Source organism: Corynebacterium sp. Marseille-P8863 (assembly GCF_946902955.1).
Lineage (GTDB): Bacteria > Actinomycetota > Actinomycetes > Mycobacteriales > Mycobacteriaceae > Corynebacterium > Corynebacterium gottingense.
The window spans coordinates 80,410-96,323 of sequence record NZ_CAMPQC010000013.1 but is presented as its reverse complement, the minus strand read 5'-3'; the positions used below and the strand labels follow the sequence as shown (position 1 = coordinate 96,323).

Annotated in this window: 18 protein-coding genes; 11 read left to right on the top strand and 7 right to left on the bottom strand. The window is 64.4% G+C overall.

Annotated features, from left to right (window positions below; all coding sequences use genetic code 11):
- Window positions 1–7 precede the first annotated feature (7 nt).
- On the bottom strand, window positions 8–1,219 hold the full coding sequence (locus tag OVO38_RS09490) for an aminotransferase class V-fold PLP-dependent enzyme (RefSeq protein WP_267208343.1): 1,212 nt from the start codon (window positions 1,217–1,219) through the stop codon (window positions 8–10).
- 168 nt (window positions 1,220–1,387) lie between these two features.
- Between OVO38_RS09490 and OVO38_RS09485 the strand changes: the two genes are divergently transcribed.
- A complete protein-coding gene (locus tag OVO38_RS09485; protein ID WP_267208358.1) occupies window positions 1,388–2,236 on the top strand; it encodes an ABC transporter permease in 849 nt (282 codons plus the stop codon).
- A 26-nt stretch (window positions 2,237–2,262) separates the two neighbouring features.
- Window positions 2,263–3,057 (top strand): ABC transporter ATP-binding protein, encoded by a 795-nt coding sequence (locus OVO38_RS09480; RefSeq protein ID WP_095535886.1) that lies wholly within the window; start codon window positions 2,263–2,265, stop codon window positions 3,055–3,057.
- Here the strand turns inward: OVO38_RS09480 and OVO38_RS09475 are convergent.
- Window positions 3,054–3,944, bottom strand: coding sequence for a Fic family protein (locus OVO38_RS09475; protein ID WP_095554124.1), 891 nt, complete (start codon window positions 3,942–3,944; stop codon window positions 3,054–3,056). The genes OVO38_RS09480 and OVO38_RS09475 overlap by 4 nt on opposite strands.
- 260 nt (window positions 3,945–4,204) lie before the next feature.
- Here OVO38_RS09475 and OVO38_RS09470 point away from each other — a divergent pair, with 260 nt between their 5' ends.
- The 3 genes from OVO38_RS09470 to OVO38_RS09460 all read left to right on the top strand — a co-directional run bounded on the left by OVO38_RS09470 (window position 4,205) and on the right by OVO38_RS09460 (window position 6,245).
- Complete coding sequence (locus OVO38_RS09470) at window positions 4,205–4,564, top strand: hypothetical protein (RefSeq protein ID WP_186439404.1); 360 nt, start codon at window positions 4,205–4,207, stop codon at window positions 4,562–4,564.
- 241 nt (window positions 4,565–4,805) lie between these two features.
- A complete protein-coding gene (locus OVO38_RS09465; protein ID WP_240510562.1) occupies window positions 4,806–5,279 on the top strand; it encodes a hypothetical protein in 474 nt (157 codons plus the stop codon).
- 51 nt (window positions 5,280–5,330) lie between these two features.
- Window positions 5,331–6,245, top strand: coding sequence for a glycosyltransferase (locus OVO38_RS09460; RefSeq protein ID WP_369825037.1), 915 nt, complete (start codon window positions 5,331–5,333; stop codon window positions 6,243–6,245).
- On the opposite strand, the gene OVO38_RS09455 is transcribed toward OVO38_RS09460, so the two are convergent.
- Both OVO38_RS09455 and OVO38_RS09450 read right to left on the bottom strand, forming a co-directional pair.
- Entirely contained in the window at window positions 6,242–6,673 is a 432-nt protein-coding gene (locus OVO38_RS09455; protein ID WP_233127026.1) for a GtrA family protein, read from the bottom strand. The genes OVO38_RS09460 and OVO38_RS09455 overlap by 4 nt on opposite strands.
- An 11-nt stretch (window positions 6,674–6,684) precedes the next feature.
- Entirely contained in the window at window positions 6,685–7,446 is a 762-nt protein-coding gene (locus OVO38_RS09450; RefSeq protein WP_267208342.1) for a hypothetical protein, read from the bottom strand.
- Window positions 7,447–7,490: 44 nt separating this feature from the next.
- Here OVO38_RS09450 and OVO38_RS09445 point away from each other — a divergent pair, with 44 nt between their 5' ends.
- The 3 genes from OVO38_RS09445 to OVO38_RS09435 all read left to right on the top strand — a co-directional run bounded on the left by OVO38_RS09445 (window position 7,491) and on the right by OVO38_RS09435 (window position 9,994).
- Window positions 7,491–7,727 (top strand): hypothetical protein, encoded by a 237-nt coding sequence (locus OVO38_RS09445; RefSeq protein ID WP_144717646.1) that lies wholly within the window; start codon window positions 7,491–7,493, stop codon window positions 7,725–7,727.
- Between the two features lie 109 nt (window positions 7,728–7,836).
- Window positions 7,837–9,216, top strand: coding sequence for an FAD-binding oxidoreductase (locus OVO38_RS09440; RefSeq protein ID WP_144717648.1), 1,380 nt, complete (start codon window positions 7,837–7,839; stop codon window positions 9,214–9,216).
- A gap of 13 nt (window positions 9,217–9,229) precedes the next feature.
- Window positions 9,230–9,994: a decaprenylphospho-beta-D-erythro-pentofuranosid-2-ulose 2-reductase gene (locus tag OVO38_RS09435; RefSeq protein WP_095275263.1), complete on the top strand. Its 765-nt coding sequence runs from the start codon at window positions 9,230–9,232 to the stop codon at window positions 9,992–9,994.
- A gap of 45 nt (window positions 9,995–10,039) precedes the next feature.
- Here the strand turns inward: OVO38_RS09435 and OVO38_RS09430 are convergent, their stop codons facing one another.
- From OVO38_RS09430 to OVO38_RS09420, 3 genes are read right to left on the bottom strand one after another with little or no spacing between them, the layout of a single operon-like run.
- Window positions 10,040–10,429 (bottom strand): hypothetical protein, encoded by a 390-nt coding sequence (locus OVO38_RS09430; protein ID WP_267208341.1) that lies wholly within the window; start codon window positions 10,427–10,429, stop codon window positions 10,040–10,042.
- Window positions 10,430–10,440: 11 nt separating this feature from the next.
- Window positions 10,441–11,814, bottom strand: coding sequence for an FtsX-like permease family protein (locus OVO38_RS09425; RefSeq protein WP_267208340.1), 1,374 nt, complete (start codon window positions 11,812–11,814; stop codon window positions 10,441–10,443).
- Window positions 11,811–12,476, bottom strand: coding sequence for an ABC transporter ATP-binding protein (locus OVO38_RS09420; protein ID WP_240510755.1), 666 nt, complete (start codon window positions 12,474–12,476; stop codon window positions 11,811–11,813). Before OVO38_RS09420 ends, OVO38_RS09425 begins: the two co-directional genes overlap by 4 nt.
- Before the next feature lie 93 nt (window positions 12,477–12,569).
- On the opposite strand from OVO38_RS09420, the gene OVO38_RS09415 reads away from it, so the two are divergent.
- The 3 genes from OVO38_RS09415 to OVO38_RS09405 are packed head-to-tail and all read left to right on the top strand — an operon-like array spanning window position 12,570 to window position 15,887.
- Window positions 12,570–13,262, top strand: coding sequence for a sensor histidine kinase (locus OVO38_RS09415; RefSeq protein ID WP_267208339.1), 693 nt, complete (start codon window positions 12,570–12,572; stop codon window positions 13,260–13,262).
- A complete protein-coding gene (locus tag OVO38_RS09410) occupies window positions 13,259–13,912 on the top strand; it encodes a response regulator transcription factor (protein ID WP_267208338.1) in 654 nt (217 codons plus the stop codon). Before OVO38_RS09415 ends, OVO38_RS09410 begins: the two co-directional genes overlap by 4 nt.
- Window positions 13,913–13,943: 31 nt before the next feature.
- Complete coding sequence (locus tag OVO38_RS09405; protein WP_267208337.1) at window positions 13,944–15,887, top strand: galactan 5-O-arabinofuranosyltransferase; 1,944 nt, start codon at window positions 13,944–13,946, stop codon at window positions 15,885–15,887.
- The last annotated feature ends 27 nt before the right edge of the window (window positions 15,888–15,914 follow it).

Sequence of the window (15,914 nt, the reverse complement as noted above, 5' to 3'; positions counted from 1 at the left end):
CGAAAAGTTACGCCAGCGACGCGACGGTGCGGATGAGCTGCTCGATGTCGGTCTCAGTGTTGAAGGGCGCGAGTCCGACGGTGACGGCACCACCCATCTCGGCGACGCCCATGTCGCTGATAAGTCGGCTCGGCCGCGCCAAGGTGGAGACAATGCCGTGGGCGAAGAGACGCTGGTGCACCATTGTCGACGGCACGCCCCGCACCCCAAACATCAGCCGGGGAATGCGCTCAATCGCCGCGTCCTCCGCCGCCTCGCCTGAGACGCCGACGATGTGGACTGCGGGCAGCGTCCCCAGGAACGTGTCCAGGTCATCGCGCAGCCGTTTGAAGTAGGTGGCGGTCTCCCCCATCGAGTGCGTGAGCCGGTTGCGGCGGGTCGGGCGGCCCTGCGCGCCCTCCACGAGGGAGGCGTAGTGCTCCACCACCGCGGGCACGCCGCCGGCGAGCCCCGTGGACACCTGCATGTCCAGCGCGGACGCGTCGAGGCGGCCGAACATGGCCTCGTCGCGGAAGACCAGGGCGCCCAGCTGCGGCCCGCCGAGCTCGGCGAGGTCGATCGCCAGGATGTCCGCACCCCACGCGTCGAAGGTGATCGGTTTGTAGGGGGCGTAGGCGGAGACGTCGACAAGCACCCAAGCCCTCGAGCGCTCCCGCACCCGCTCGACGACGTCGCCGACGCCGATGATGGTGCCCAGCTCCGCGTGCGCCGCGGGGACGGAGACGAGGCGGGTCGCGCCGTCCACCAGGTCGCCAAACTGCCAGGCGGGCAGGTCGCCCGTGGCCAGGTCTGCCTGCGCGTACTTCGTGGGGGCGTCGATGCGAGTCAGGGCTCCGGTGAGCTCGGGGCGGTCCACCCCATTGAGCACCAGGGAGGAATCGCGGCGGAACAGCGGCTTCAGCGCCACCACCAGCGACGCGTAGAGCGCGGGCAGGCTCGGGCCGAGCACCACGCGCCCGGGGGCAGCGCCGACCAGGTCCGCCACCGCGGAACGCGCCTGCTGCACGTACGACTCGCCCTCCGGGCGGCCTAGCTGCTCGCGCGAGTGGGTGCCCGCCCCCGGCTCCGGCAAGGCCACCGACGCGGAGAGGCGGAACGAGCGCGACACCGCCGCGGAAACACGCTCCGGGATTTGGGGCGTGTCGTGGGCGTTGAGGTACGTCCATCCGTCGCCAAGCGAGGTGTACAGGCCACGAATACTGGCGACATCGAACGCCATGCCACACCCCTTACTTCGCTCCAGTGGTTGAGATCGGAACCAATTATGCCCGCTTGTCCCCCGGCGTGCACACTGCCTGCTCCGGGGCAAAATCCTGCAAAGCGCGCTCTTAACGCTAGGGTGAGTAAGGTGCAGGACTTTGAACAACTCCGCGCGGACGTCACGCGCATGACCAGCGACGCAGACCACGAAACCCCGCCGTCCAAGTCCAAGACGATGGGCATGTCCTTCCGCGACCTCGTACGCGGCTGGAGCCAATACGAGCTCTGGCTGCAGCTCGGGTGGCAGGACATCAAGCAGCGGTACCGACGCTCCACGCTCGGCCCGCTATGGATCACCATCGCCACCGGCGTCATGGCGCTCGCCCTCGGCCTGCTGTACTCCATGCTGTTTCAAATCGACGTGCGCGAGTTCCTCCCGCACGTCACCGTCGGCTTTATCGTCTGGGGGTTCATCTCCGGCTGCATTAAGGACGGCGCCAACGTCTTCATTGAGAACGAGGGCCTGATCAAGCAGCTGCCCTCCGCCCTGTCGGTGCACGTGTACCGCCTGGTGTGGCGCCAGCTGCTCTTCTTCGCGCACAACGTTGTCATCTGGGTGCTGCTGGTGATCATCTTCCGCATTCCGTTGACCTGGCAGACGCTGCTCGCGGTGCCCGCGCTGCTCCTGCTCGTGCTCAACGGCGTGTGGGTGACCATGCTCTTCGGCATCATCGCCACCCGCTTCCGCGACGTCGCCCCGCTGCTCGAGGCGCTCGTGCAGCTGCTCTTCTACGTCACCCCGATCGTGTGGACCACGCAGACGCTCAAGGAACAGAGCGGCGAGGTGGCCCAGCGCGCGCTGCTCGCGGAAATCAACCCGCTCTACCACTACCTGGAGATCGTCCGCGCCCCAATGATCAACCAGCCCGTCGCCGCCTACCACTGGGGCATCGTGGCCATCTGCACCGTTGTCGGCCTGCTGATCACGCTGCTGGCCATGCGCCAGATGCGCTTCCGCGTGCCGTACTGGGTCTAACTCGGGTTTAAGTAAGGAGTCTCCCCATGGTTTCTATCGACACCTACAACGCCTGCGTCGACTTCCCCATCTTCGACGCCAAGTCCCGCTCGCTGAAGAAGGCGGTGATGTCCTCGGCCGGCGGCAAGATTGGCAAGAACGCCTCCAACACCGTCGTCGTCGAGGCGCTCAAAGACATCAACCTGCACCTGCGCGAGGGCGACCGCGTCGGCCTGGTGGGCCACAACGGCGCCGGCAAGTCCACGCTGCTGCGCCTCCTGTCCGGCATCTACGAACCCACCCGCGGTGTTGCCGACGTGCGCGGCCGCGTCGCCCCCGTCTTCGACCTCGGCGTGGGCATGGACCCGGAAATCTCCGGCTACGAGAACATCATCATCCGCGGCCTCTTCCTCGGCCAGACCCGCAAACAGATGAAGGCGAAGATGGACGAAATCGCGGAGTTCTCCGAGCTCGGCGACTACCTCAACATGCCGCTGCGCACCTACTCCACCGGCATGCGCGTCCGCCTGGCCCTCGGCGTGGTCACCTCGATTGAGCCGGAGATTTTGCTTCTCGACGAGGGCATCGGCGCCGTCGACGCCGCCTTCATGGCCAAGGCACGCGTCCGGTTAGCCGAGATGGTGAAACGCTCCGGCATCCTCGTGTTCGCCTCGCACTCCAACGACTTCCTCGCCCAGCTGTGCAACACCGCCCTGTGGGTGGACAAGGGCGAGATCCGCCAGGCGGGCCTGGTCTCCGACGTGGTGACCGCATACGAGGGCCCGGAGACCGGCGAGTACGTCGCCGAGCTGGTGGAACGATTCCACGGGGAAGAAGCCTAGACGCTGCCCTCTGCGTCGTTGCCATAGTGTGCGTCGATCATCCACGTTCCACGCTGTCGGAATGCCGGGATGGTGCCCCTCGCCGCCTTATTGGCGGCGACAGACCCAGAAACACCGTTAACCTTTGCCCACTCCGATAGGCGAATCACCTTCGGCGCGGTGATGAGCGTAATACGTTTGTTCAGTGACTCAATGAGTTGCCGCGCGATGAGCGTGCTCAGCGCTGAATAATCACCACTTACTGGATAGCCGCGGAACACTGGGTAGTAGTGGCGCTCTTTTCCTTTGTTCGGAATGATGATGGGCGGCGCCCCTAACTCCAAGAGTTGTTGATTGATAATGTCGCGCCCTACGCGTCCATTGCCGTCTGAGAATGGGTGGATGGTTTCAAATTCTGCGTGGAACCGCGCGACGCGATCGATGAAATAGTTCTCATCCTCGTAGTACTCAGTGATGATGGTCTCTACCAGCCGGTCTACGTACTCAGGATTAGCACCCATATGTGCCCCTACTCGTACCCATTCTCCCCGCCGACGGAACCGGCCAGCCCGGTCATCGTTGATACCGCGAAGCAACATGCCATGCAGTCGCAGAATGAGGTTTGCATCGAGCTTACCGACGCCTCGAATTAGCTCCTCAGTCACCTCAGCCAGGTTCTTAGCCTCAAAGACTTCCCGCACATCGTGCGCTCTAGCAGTGAACCCCGCCAGGATGTTCTCGGTGTCTTCCAAAGTCAAAGTGGAATTCTCAATGGCGTTCGAGTTATACACCGCCTCCGCCACCTCTGCGCGCGCAATCTCCGCGATGGCCTCGGGGTTGTCCTCCCGCAACGCTGCATACGTATCAAGAAGAGCGTCGATTTTTGAGGTGGTCCGCGCGTTCAGCATGCCAATATTCTACAAGTTTCCGTGAAAAATCATGGAACATAAACTGTTTTCACGGAACCTTTTGCGATCAACCGGCGCTGACTCACTCTCACCGCCGGAGCTATTTTTAAAATTCATACATAAATGCGGCTGCATTCCCAGCGCACAGCACCACAATATGGGGTAAAAATTCCAATCTCCTCCCAATTTCCGCCGAAGTTTCTTAATCTAATTAGGAACCTGAAACACAGGTCTAAACACTTCTCCGAAGGAGCTCTCTCATGAAGCGTTTCGCCGCCGGCGTTGTTGCCGCTGCTACCGCACTGTCCCTGTCCACCGGTGTTGCCTCTGCTGCACAGCCGGGCGAAGCTACTGTTGACGGCTTCATGAAGGAGTTCGTCTCCGCACCGCACTACGGTTCCGTTAAGACCGGCTACAAGATTTCCGGCGAGAGCGAAAATTCTTCCAAGGCTTCCGGCAACTTCTACCAGTCTTCCTACGAAAACGACGTGAGGCAGGATTACAAGATCGGCACCACCGCTGACATCCTCTGGGGCTTTGGCATCGCAGCCGCAGTCCTCGGCGTTGCGTACACCGCAGTTCAGAACGGCCTCGTCCCGGGCGTTTCCCTTCCGTTCTAATCTGAGTGTCTAAAGCTTGTTGCTTTAAACTCTTCTGGCTCCAGTCCTTTACGGGCTGGAGCTTTTGCGTTATTGAGCAAGCCTTAACCCTTAGGCCCGTTCGGGCTTGCAGGCAAGCGCGTGACGCTCGCGACAATATTCACATTTTGCCTCCGCCCCCTGTGAAGTGCGGGAGATTCACTTTCACTACTTTTACTCATCTCGCAAGGGGCTTTCCATAAAGCGGTTCCCCGCTGCAGCTGTGACACCCACCACCGCGCTGTCCCTGTCCGTTGCACCTGCCACTGCTGCCGAGAAGGGGCCTTCAGAGGTCTCCGAAGCTGAGGTGTTCGGCTACATCGTGAAGCAAGGGGCCAAGGATGTTTTCGGCGGCGACGGCTTCGCGTCCTCCGTGGACTACGGCATTAAGAAGGGCATCGAGAGCGCTAGCAGCAAAGATGAGGAGGGCAGCAGCAGCAGCGACTCCGGCAAGGAAGGACAGAAAAAGGAGAAGAGCTCCGTTGAGGATTTTCAGAGGGACCTTGAGACTGCTGATTCCGGCAAGGACTTCGCTATGCCCTCGTTGAAGAATGACACTGCCAAAGAATACCTGGTGGGGACCACCGCTGAGATCCTCGCTGGTACCTCCATCGCTGCAGTTGTGCTCGGCCTCATTGCCGCTGTGGTCAACGGCGTGAACTCCGGTTTCCTCAAGATTCCAGGATTCAACGCCTAAACCTTCGCCACCTCCATGTCACACGCCTCAGTTCGGTGGTTGAGTGGCAGAATGGAAGGCATGACTGCCACCCTGTCTCCGGCCGGAGAAACGGCCGCTGTGATCGTCACCCACCAGCGCGTGGAACTTTTGCGCGCTTCCCTGGAACAGGTGGTGAACCAGACCCACCCGGTGCAGTGGGTGATTGTGGTGGACAACGGCGCGGAGGACCAGGTCAGGGACCTGCTCGAAGAGCTTGCGGGCGACCGCGCTGTCTACCTGCCCAGCCGCACCAACCTGGGCGGCGCGGGCGGGTTCGCCTACGGCTTCCTGCACGCGCTTGCCCTCGGCGCGGACGCGATCTGGTGCGCGGACGATGACGGCCGCCCCGCCGACGAGCACGTGCTGGGCGAGCTCTACCGCGTGGCAGAGGCGCACGCTCTGCACGAGGTCAGCCCGATCGTGGCCAACATCAACGACCCCGAAGCCCTCGCATTCCCGCTGCGCCAGGGCACCGTCTGGCACCGGCGAGTCGACGAGCTGACCGGCGATTTCCTACCCCAATACGCCTCGCTGTTCAATGGCGCCCTGATCAGCGCGCGAGCGATGGAACGCATCGGCGTGCCCGACTACCGCCTGTTCATCCGCGGCGACGAGGTGGAGTACCACCGTCGCCTGGCGCAGTCGGGCCTGAAGTACGGCACGGCGCTGACCACCAGCTACCTGCACCCGGACGGGTCGAGCGAGTTCCACCCCATCATGGGCGGTCGCGCGCACGCGCAGTGGCCGGATAACCCCACGAAGCGCTACTTCACGTACCGCAACCGCGGCTACATCATTAACCAGCGCGGGATGAAGAAGATGCAGCTGCAGGAAGTGGTGCGCTTCGGCTGGTTCTTCCTGCTCGAGCGCAAGAGCCCCCGCGAGTTCTTCCAGTGGCTGAAGCTGCTGCGCCGCGGCGCCCGCGAGGACTTCCGCCGACCCTAAATCGGGTCCTGCTGCGCGATGATCTTCGTCTCCTCCCGGAAGATCACGCGGCGCTGCAGCACAAAGTTAGTCACGGTGGCCACGCCCTGAGCGATGACGAAGGAGACGCCGTCCTTCCACGGGTTGACCAGGCCCATCGAGATGAGCGGGCCCTCGGTCCAGCGGTAGAGCAGGATCTGCACCACGAACGTCACGGCGTAGAGGATGAACACCGCGCCGGCCTTCTTCGCATTCACCTCGGCCTGGAACGCAAACTTGGAGTTGAGCAGGTACGCAATGAGCGTGCCAAAGATCCAGCCGACGGCCTTAGCCAGGTCGCGCTGGGTGCCGACGAGCTCGAGCGGGTAGGTAATGCCGAAGTCAATGACCGCGCAGCCGATTCCGATGATCAGAAACGGGACCAACTGTTTGAAAAATGTGGAAGACACGGCGGACAAGTCTACCCGTGTAGCAGCTCGCGAAGAATTTCCAGGCGATCCACGGCGGAGAGATCGCCCACAAACGCCTGCCCCGCACAGCTCAGCGTAAACACCTCGTCGGCGTCCGTGTCCTCCCAGCCGAGTGCGCGCATGAGCCCGAGCGCCAGCTTGCGGGTCGTCGGCTCATCGGCAAAGCACGCCATCACCAGCACGTGGACCCAGAAGGCATCGCTCGTCTTGCCCGCCGATTCCGGGAGCAGGGATGCAAGCCTCGCGCGCTCCTGCGCCGGCAAAGAGGGCTCCCCGTCGGCGATCACCTGGAGGAGCGGCACAAAGTCGAAGGACTCGGCGCGGTGGATCACCTCGCGTACCTCGGGGCGCAGCTGGCTCGCCGCCAGCTGCTGGCGCACGGCGTCCAGGTCCAGGTCGGCACCGCCGAACGCGCCTTCGCCCGCCACGCAGACGGGCCCGTCGCTGGTGCCGGGGTAGATGTCGGCGAGCTGCATGGTGAACTGCCACAGACCCCAGGTAAAGGTGGCGGTGTCGCCGGGGGACGAGAGGACGTCGATAAGCATGCCCTGCTCTGGCGTGCCGACCTTTTCCTCGATGCCAAAGAGCGCGGCGATGATTTCCCGGCACTCGTCGATCGTGGTGGTGGAGTCCAGGCCGACCCAGCGGTAGACCTCTTCATCCGAGGCGAGTGCCACGCGCACCATGAACGTGGCGCCGGGGGAAAGTTGAATCACCGGCGCCAGGTGTTCGGAGTACAGCGTGCTGCCCATGGCGCCCACAATAGAGGTTTTTGGCACCCGCTAGGGTGAATGGCATGAGGAAGCATTACAAGGGCGACGACCCCGACGCGATCCATGAGGCGGCACAGCGTGTCGACGTGCCCCTGTCCGACTTCATGGTCCGCGTCTTCGCGGAAGAACTACCTTTTGTGGATTCCGCGGGCCGCGGGCGCATCTACGAGCTCCTCCGAGAGCACAAAGCATCAGGTAAACCGACTATCACGTCGCAGGAGGAACTGCCACAGGAGATCCGCGAGATCATGGACCTTTAAGACACGAGAAATAGATCACACCTTTCAATGAGGGAAGTTCGGCCTGTTGTGAGTAGGCTCGAAGAACGCAAGCTTTTCCACCTTTAGTTGTATGAAGAGAAGCGGAGACATGGAACTTCACACCGAACTGAAATCCCTCTACGGCTGGGGCCGCACCGCGCCGTCCACGGCGCACGTGCTGTCCACCCCGGACGTGGACACCATCGCCAAGGCCGTCCAGGTGGCAGCCGAGAGCGGCCGCGGCGTCATCGCCCGCGGTATGGGCCGCTCCTACGGCGATCCCGCACAGAACGGCGGCGGCCTGGTCGTCGACATGAACGCCCTGAACCAGATCCACTCCATCGACCCGGACACCGGCATCGTCGACGTGGACGCAGGCGTGAACCTGGACCAGCTGATGAAGGCGGCCCTGCCCTACGGCCTGTGGGTCCCCGTCCTACCCGGCACCCGCCAGGTCACCATCGGCGGCGCGATCGGCCCGGACATCCACGGTAAGAACCACCACTCCGCCGGCTCCTTCGGCGACCACGTCGTCTCCATGGAGCTGCTCGTGGCCGACGGCCGCGTGCTGCACCTCGAGCCGGAGGGCGAGACTAGCGAACTGTTCTGGGCCACCGTCGGCGGCATGGGCTTGACCGGCATCATCCTGCGCGCCCGCATCAAGATGACGAAGACGGAGACCGCCTACTTCATCTCCGACACGGTGCGCACCAGCACCCTCGACGAGACGATCGAGGAGCACTCCCACGGCCAGGAGGAGGGCTACACCTACTCCTCCGCATGGTTCGACGCGATCTCGGCTCCGCCGAAGACCGGCCGTTCTACCATCTCCCGCGGCTCGCTGGCCACCCTGGACCAGCTCAAAGAGTTCGCGCCGAAGCTGGCCAAGGACCCGCTGAAGTTCAAGGCACCGCAGCTGATGACGGTGCCGGACATCTTCCCGTCCTGGACCATGAACAAGCTGACCCTTTCCGCGATCGGCGAGGCCTACTACATGATGGGCGCGCCGTCGAAGAACGACATCAAGAACCTCACGCAGTTCTACCAACCGCTCGACCTCATCGGCGAGTGGAACCGCGGCTACGGATCGAAGGGCTTCCTGCAGTACCAGTTCGTGGTGCCCACGAACGCGGTCGAGCCGTTCAAGGACATCATCTACCAGATCCAGTCCTCCGGCCACTACACCGCGCTGAACGTGTTCAAGCTGTTCGGCGAGGGCAACCGCGCGCCGCTGTCCTACCCGATGAAGGGCTGGAACGTGTGCGTCGACTTCCCGATCCGCGACGGCCTGAACAATTTCCTGGACCGCCTGGACGACCAGGTCATGGAGTTCGGCGGCCGCCTCTACCTAGCCAAGGAGTCCCGCACCAGCGCGGAGAAGTTCCACAAGATGTACCCGGAGCTTCCCGGCTGGCTGAAGACCCGCCACGACATCGACCCGACCGGCGTCTTCGCCTCCGACATGTCCCGCCGCCTCGAGCTGCACTAGAAAGGAATCCCCAATGCTGAATGCAGTAGGCCAAGCCCAGAACATTTTGCTGCTCGGTGGCACCTCGGAGATCGGTCTCGCGATCGTCTCCGAGCTCGCCTCCCGCGGCGGCAACCCCACCGTCACCCTCGCCGCGCGTAAGGGCTCTTCGCGTATCGACGCCGCGGTGCAGGAAGTCTCCGCCGCCGGCGCCTCCAAGGTGCGCCTCATCGACTTCGACGCCACCGACTTCGACGCCCACCCCGGCGTGATCGACGCCGCCTTCGAGGACGGCGACGTTGACGTGGCGGTCGTCGCGTTCGGCACGCTCGGCGACCAGGAACAGCTCTGGCAAGACCAGGCCGCCGCCGTCGCCTCCGCGCAGACGAACTACACCGCCCCGATCTCGGTCGGCGTACTTTTGGGCCAAAAGTTCAAAGCCCAAGGTCACGGCCACATCATCGCCATGAGCTCGGTAGCTGGCCAGAAGGTGCGCCGCTCCAACTTTGTCTACGGCGCATCCAAGGCCGGCATGGACGGCTTCTACACCCAGCTCGGTGAGGCACTGCGCGACAGCGGTGTGAAGGTCACCGTGGTCCGCCCGGGCCAGGTCCGCACCAAGATGACCGAGGGCCTCGACGAGGCGCCGCTGACCGTGAACAAGGAGGACGTTGCTGAGGCCGCCGTCGAGGCTGCGCTTGGCGGCAAGTCCAACGTGTTCGTACACAAGCTGTTCGGCCCGATCTCCATGGTGCTCAAGGCCATCCCGGCCCCGATCATGCGCAAGCTGAACTTCTAACTTTTCGGCGAAAAGTCCTGCCCCGGTTTCGGAGCAGGACTTTTGCTATTTCTCGGGCAGGCCAGCGGCGTGGAGTGCCCCGGCGATCAGCGCCGGCTGGAAGAACAGGCGAGCCAGGCGCTTACCGTCGGTGTCCAGCCCGAACCCGTCGTGACGCTCGGCGTACTGGCCGATGTTGCCCGGGTAGATAGCGGCGTAAAAGGCGGCGAGCGCGGTGCCCACCTCGCGGCGCCGCTTCTTCCACGCGAGCAGCCCGGCGCCAAGCGCGATCTCCGCCACGCCGGAGCCGAGGACCACGACGTCCTTGTCCATGGGGAACCAGTTGGGCACCTGTGCCTGGAACTCTTCGCGATTGAAGGTGAGGTGGGAGATACCCGCGAACGTCATCGCGGACCCGAGGGCGATTGCGGTCAAATTTTGGCTTTTCTTACTCATACGTGCCGATACTAGTCCGTTGCCCTGCCGGTTTCCGCGAGCACCTTTGCGCGGAGGCGGCCGGTGGCGACCACGGCGCCGACGCAGCCGACCAGCGCGAGCGCGATGAGCGCGCCGAAAAACAGTACGGTTGCGATCCCGTCGAGCGTTGCCCCGACCATGACCAGGCCGACGAGCACGCCTTGGCCAAATCCCAGCAGCGCTGCGACCACCATCGGCACGCCAATTTCGCGCACCGCAACTTTTGTGTGAAAAGTTGGTGCCGCACCGATGAAGTGGAGCGACTTGGTCAGCTGCTTCTGCTCCACCACTGCGAGCGTCTGCGTCAGCAGGGTGAACAGCACCAGTAGTACCGCGCCGAAGAGCACCGTGATGGCGATGCCCTTGGGCAGATCTTGCACGATGAGCGCCTCCTCGGGGGCCACCTCACTTTCCGCGATGCCTTGGAACGCCCCGGCCACCCCGGCAGTGAACGCGACGAAGAACAGCGCGCTGCACCTGCGCCACGTGTTCTTCGCGCCGCGGCCCACTCGGCGCGTCGCTACGTAGTTGTACGCTCCTGGGATTCGGTAGCTTAGACGCGCCACAATCTGGATCACTCCGACGGCGATCAGCGTATTCACCACCAAGAACCCGATGAAGACGACGAGCGCCATCAGGACGTCCGCGAAATCGGCCTCCGGCGCAATCGGGTGCCGAGCAAGCCAGATGTACAGCGCGATTGCTGCGGCGACAGCGCACACCGTGGTGATTACCTTCTGCCCGGGGTGCGGCACGCGCTTGGTCACGCCGAGCGGCGTCACCGCCACCTGCTGTAGCGCGCGCCACACGGAACCCGCGGCGAGCAGCGCGACGGCCGCCCACGCGATCGGCACGACCCACCAGGTGAACATTTCCCAGGTGCCGATCTGTGCTCCTTGAAAGGAAAGCGCTGACCAGGCTGGCACGCTCGCTACGTAGGCCGCCGTGCCGATGCTCAACCCGACGAAGGCCCTGCGTAGCACCTCCAGGATCATCATGCCTCGCACCTCACCTGCGGTCGCGCCGATAAGCCTTAACACCGCTAGCTGTTGCTCGCGCCCGCTCAGGTCTGCCCGCGCCGCCTGCGTGAGCAGGGTGAGCAGGGTGGGGACGAGCAGCGCGCACGCGAAGAGTGCGAGCCCGATGTAGAGCAGCGGTATGTCGATGTCGCCGCCGATGTCCGGGTATTGCCTGTCGCGCTCCACGAACATCCACGTGCCGCCGGCGAGTGTGCACAGCATCCACGTCGCGACCGCCAGCGCAACTACGGAAAGTGTCCGCACCCAACGCTCGCCGGAATGCTTCTGCGCCAGCGCGTCCTTCGACTGCACGTTGGTCGCCTTGAGAAGTGTGGTCGCGCTCATGCCGCCACCTCCGAGTGAATGAGACCGTCGCGGATCTCGATGCGCCGGTTACACCAGGCCGCGATCTTCGGGTCGTGCGTGACCAGGACGAGAGTGACGCCGAACTTCTGCGCCACTGCCACGATCTCCTGCATCACCTCATGCCCGGTGGCCTGGTCCAGCGCCGCGGTCGGTTCGTCGGCGAAGACTACCTTCGGCGGGCCAGCGAGCGCCCTCGCGATCGCGACCCTTTGCGCCTGCCCACCGGAGAGCTGGCCGGGGAACCTTGACGTGAAGTTCCCCAAACCCAACCGCGTGAGCATATCGTCCGCCTGCTCGTGGGCCTCTTTTCTGGAGGTGCCCCGCATGATCTGAGGCAGCGCCACGTTCTCGGTGGCGGTGAGTTCCGGCAGCAGCTGACCATCCTGAAAGATGAAGCCGAAGTGGTTGAGGCGAAGTTTGGACCGCGCGGCGTCGTCAAGCGCTGCGATGTTGGTTCCATCGAAGACCACCTCGCCGGAGTCCGGGGTGAGCACGCCGGACATGCAGTGCAACAGCGTCGACTTGCCGGAGCCCGACGGCCCCATCACGGCGAGCGATTCGCCGGCTTGGACCTGAAGGCTCACGCCCTCGAGGACGCGCTGCCTGGTGAATGATTTTGTGATGTCTGTGAGAGTGAGCATGCTTCCATTCAACTTTTGGCCGAAAAGTTTCACCATGGTGCTCGCGCCCAAAAATCGGGTAGTGCTAGCACTACCTCGCTACTGTATGCAGGTATGAGGTGGAGGAAACGAGCGAGCAACGAGGCGACGGCCGCCAGACGAGTTCACCAGCTCACGGCGTCTCGGCGCAGGATCGCCGAGGCCTACGAGGTGGAGCGGCTGCGCATCGAGCGCGACCTGCACGACGGCGCGCAGCAGCATTTCGTCGCCGCTGCGATGAAGGTGGGCGAGGCGCGGATCGACACCGACGGGAGCACCCGGGCGCTTCTCGACGACGCCGCGGCCGACCTCAAGCGCGGCCTGGAAACCCTGCGACGCACCGTCCGCGGTATCCACCCCAGCGAGCTCACCGACCGGGGCCTGGTCGCGGCAGTGGAGACTGCAGCTTCCCAGTACGGCCCCCACGTGCGGGTCCGCGCCCCGCACCCACTGCCCGCCATTGACGCATCCGTGCTCGCCGCCGCCTACTTCTTCGCCACCGAGGCGCTCACGAATGCGGCGAAATATGCGAAAGGGCACCCCGTCCACATCCTTATCACCTGCGACGACACGCTCAACGTCATAGTCACTGACCAGGGCGACGGCGGCGCGAACTTCCTTCCCGGCGGCGGCCTCGATGGGATGCGCGAGCGCGTTGCCGCGTTCGGCGGAAACGTCGAGTTGAACTCGCCGGCCGGCGGCCCGACCACCGTCGCGGCGCGCATCCCACTGCTGCTCTTCCGCGGCGAAAGCGGGGTGGGCGCGTGAAGCTCGTGATCGCGGACGACTCCGCGCTGCTCCGCGAGGGCGTCGCCGGCCTGCTCACCCGGCGCGGCCACGACATCGTCGGCCAGGCCTCAAGCGCGACGGAGCTCACCTCGCTTATCGACGCCACACCCCTCCCCGACCTCCTCATCACCGATGTCCGCATGCCACCGAACATGCGCGACGACGGACTCACCACCGCCCTGGAGCTCCGCGAGCGCCACCCGGGCCTAAACGTGCTGGTCCTGTCCCAATACGTCGCCGCGCCGTACGCCCGCGAACTTTTCGGCCAAAAGCTCGGCGGCGGCACGGGCTACCTGCTCAAGGACCGGGTCGCCGAGGTGGCGGACTTCATCACCACCTGCGAAACCGTCGCCGGCGGCGGCGTGGTCATCGACCCGGAGGTGGCCAGCTCCCTCATGCACGCCAGCGCCCCGTGGCTGCGGGAGCTGACCCCGCGCGAGCTCGAGGTCCTCGAGCTCATGGCGGAAGGGCTGTCCAACGCCGAAATTTCGGCCAAACTTTTCCTCTCGTCGGCGGCGGTGGCGAAGCACGTCTCCAGCATCTTTTCCAAGCTGGGTCTCACCCCGGACGAGGACAATCGACGGGTGCGCGCCATCTTGATGTTCCTGTCTGAGCGAGGTGTCGAGTAGCACCCGCCAGGTTTGTGCGAAACTAGAGGGCATGAGCACGACAGTTGCACCTGAAACTTCGGTAGACCCCACGTTTGGGCTGCGCACCACCGGCTATGAACCCGACGCACTTTCCGCGCGGAAGACGCTCATCCTCACCCTCGCCGCAGGGTTCGCGGCCGCCGCGGTGACCACACTCGCCTGGTTTGTGCTCCACTCCATCTCCCTGCCGGCGTTCAACCGGTCCATGTCCACGCGCGCGCTGTCCACGGCGGGCTCGTTTGTCATCCTCGGCGCCACCCTGGTCTGCTGCATCGGCTGGCTGCGCGGCAAGCGCACCTGGCCGAAGGCGGTGATGATGTATATCACTGCCCCCGCGCTGGTGATTACCTCGCTGGCCATCCCGCTGGCGGCGACCCGCCTGTGGCTGGATGGCATCCAGGTGGACCAGGGCTTCCGCACCCAGTTCCTGTCGCGCATGACGGAGACCGCGGCGAACGCGGACATGAACTACAAAGACCTGCCCACCTTCTACCCAATGGGCTGGTTCTGGGCCGGCGGGCGCGTGGCGGACCTGCTGGGCATCCCGGGCTGGGAGGTCTTCCAGCCCTGGGCGCTGATCACCCTGGCGGCAGGCGCAGCCATGCTCACCCCGATCTGGCAGAAGATCACCGGCTCGCTGCCGGTCGCGTGCACCATCGCCACCGTCACCACCGCGATCGTCCTGACGGAGACGCCGGACGAGCCGTACGCGGCCATCGTCGCCATGTTCTTCCCCGCGGCCGCCATCATCGCCCGCCGCGCGCTCCTCGGCTCCCGCAACGCCATCATCTTCATGGTGCTCTACCTGGGCCTTTCCGCCTGCTTCTACACCCTGTTCACCGCGGTCGCCGCGCTGCTGGTGGTCGTGCTCGCGGGGGTGGAGTGCGTCATGCAGGACCGCAACTTCCGGGTGATCGGCAGGCTGTGCGTCATCGGCGTGTGCTCCATGGTCATCGCGCTGCTGAGCTGGGCACCGTACCTCTACAACGTGCTGTTCGGCGACTACGAGGTGAAGTCCACCGCCAACCACTTCCTGCCGGAGGAGGGCACGGCCTACCCGCTGCCGTTCCTGTCCTTCTCCGTTATCGGCGTCCTTTCCTTCTTCGGTCTGATCTTTCTGGTGGTGCGCGCGGTGGACAAAGAGGTGGCGTCGTTAGGCATTGCCGCGATTGTTTGCTACGCCTGGTGCCTGGCGTCCATGTCCGCCACCCTGGTGGGCACCTCACTGCTCGGGTTCCGCATCGAGGTGCTGGTGATCGAGGTGTTCGCGACCGCGGGCGTGATCGGCGTGATGGACGCCTGCCTGGTCGGGCTGGACTACTTCTACCCGGCGCGGTTCTCCCCGGAGTCCATCCGCGGCATCATGGCCATCGTCATGGTCGTGCTCGCCGGCGCGTGTCTGGCGTACGTGGAGCAGATCCCGGCCGAGAACGAGTCGCACATCGACCAGGCCTACGCGGACACTGACGGCTTCGGCGAGCGCGCCGACCGCTTCCCGCCGAACGCGGCGAAGTACTACGGCGAAATCTCGGAGCTGATCGAGTCGCACGGGCACGCCCCCAACCAAGCGGTGGTCTACACCGATGAGATCAACTTCATGGCGTTCCACCCCTTCTTCGGCTTCAACGCGTTTACCAGCCACTACGCCAACCCGCTCGGCGAGTACGACCAGCGCAACGACGCCCTGGCCGCCTGGTCGCAGCTGTCCTGGGACCACCCCGAGGAGCTCACCGCGGCCATCGACGGCGCGAAGTGGGAGCCGCCCGCCGCCTTCATCTTCCGCGGCGACGTGGACGACCCGGAGGCCGGGTTCAAGACGCACATCGCGCACGACATCTTCCCCAACCAGCCGAACGTCCGCTACGAGGGCATCTTCTTCAACCCGAAGGCGTTCGAGGGCGGCGACTGGGACGTGGAGCAGATCGGCCCGTTCGCGGTAGTGGTGCGTACATAGCGCGTCAGTCACAGTAAGGTGACTGTT

Coding starts and splice junctions, on each gene's coding strand:
- OVO38_RS09490 (WP_267208343.1), bottom strand. CDS start 1,219: ATGGCGTTCGATGTCGCCAGTATTCGTGGCCTGTACACCTCGCTTGGC.
- OVO38_RS09485 (WP_267208358.1), top strand. CDS start 1,388: ATGACCAGCGACGCAGACCACGAAACCCCGCCGTCCAAGTCCAAGACG.
- OVO38_RS09480 (WP_095535886.1), top strand. CDS start 2,263: ATGGTTTCTATCGACACCTACAACGCCTGCGTCGACTTCCCCATCTTC.
- OVO38_RS09475 (WP_095554124.1), bottom strand. CDS start 3,944: ATGCTGAACGCGCGGACCACCTCAAAAATCGACGCTCTTCTTGATACG.
- OVO38_RS09470 (WP_186439404.1), top strand. CDS start 4,205: ATGAAGCGTTTCGCCGCCGGCGTTGTTGCCGCTGCTACCGCACTGTCC.
- OVO38_RS09460 (WP_369825037.1), top strand. CDS start 5,331: ATGGAAGGCATGACTGCCACCCTGTCTCCGGCCGGAGAAACGGCCGCT.
- OVO38_RS09450 (WP_267208342.1), bottom strand. CDS start 7,446: ATGGGCAGCACGCTGTACTCCGAACACCTGGCGCCGGTGATTCAACTT.
- OVO38_RS09445 (WP_144717646.1), top strand. CDS start 7,491: ATGAGGAAGCATTACAAGGGCGACGACCCCGACGCGATCCATGAGGCG.
- OVO38_RS09440 (WP_144717648.1), top strand. CDS start 7,837: ATGGAACTTCACACCGAACTGAAATCCCTCTACGGCTGGGGCCGCACC.
- OVO38_RS09435 (WP_095275263.1), top strand. CDS start 9,230: ATGCTGAATGCAGTAGGCCAAGCCCAGAACATTTTGCTGCTCGGTGGC.
- OVO38_RS09430 (WP_267208341.1), bottom strand. CDS start 10,429: ATGAGTAAGAAAAGCCAAAATTTGACCGCAATCGCCCTCGGGTCCGCG.
- OVO38_RS09425 (WP_267208340.1), bottom strand. CDS start 11,814: ATGAGCGCGACCACACTTCTCAAGGCGACCAACGTGCAGTCGAAGGAC.
- OVO38_RS09420 (WP_240510755.1), bottom strand. CDS start 12,476: ATGCTCACTCTCACAGACATCACAAAATCATTCACCAGGCAGCGCGTC.
- OVO38_RS09415 (WP_267208339.1), top strand. CDS start 12,570: ATGAGGTGGAGGAAACGAGCGAGCAACGAGGCGACGGCCGCCAGACGA.
- OVO38_RS09405 (WP_267208337.1), top strand. CDS start 13,944: ATGAGCACGACAGTTGCACCTGAAACTTCGGTAGACCCCACGTTTGGG.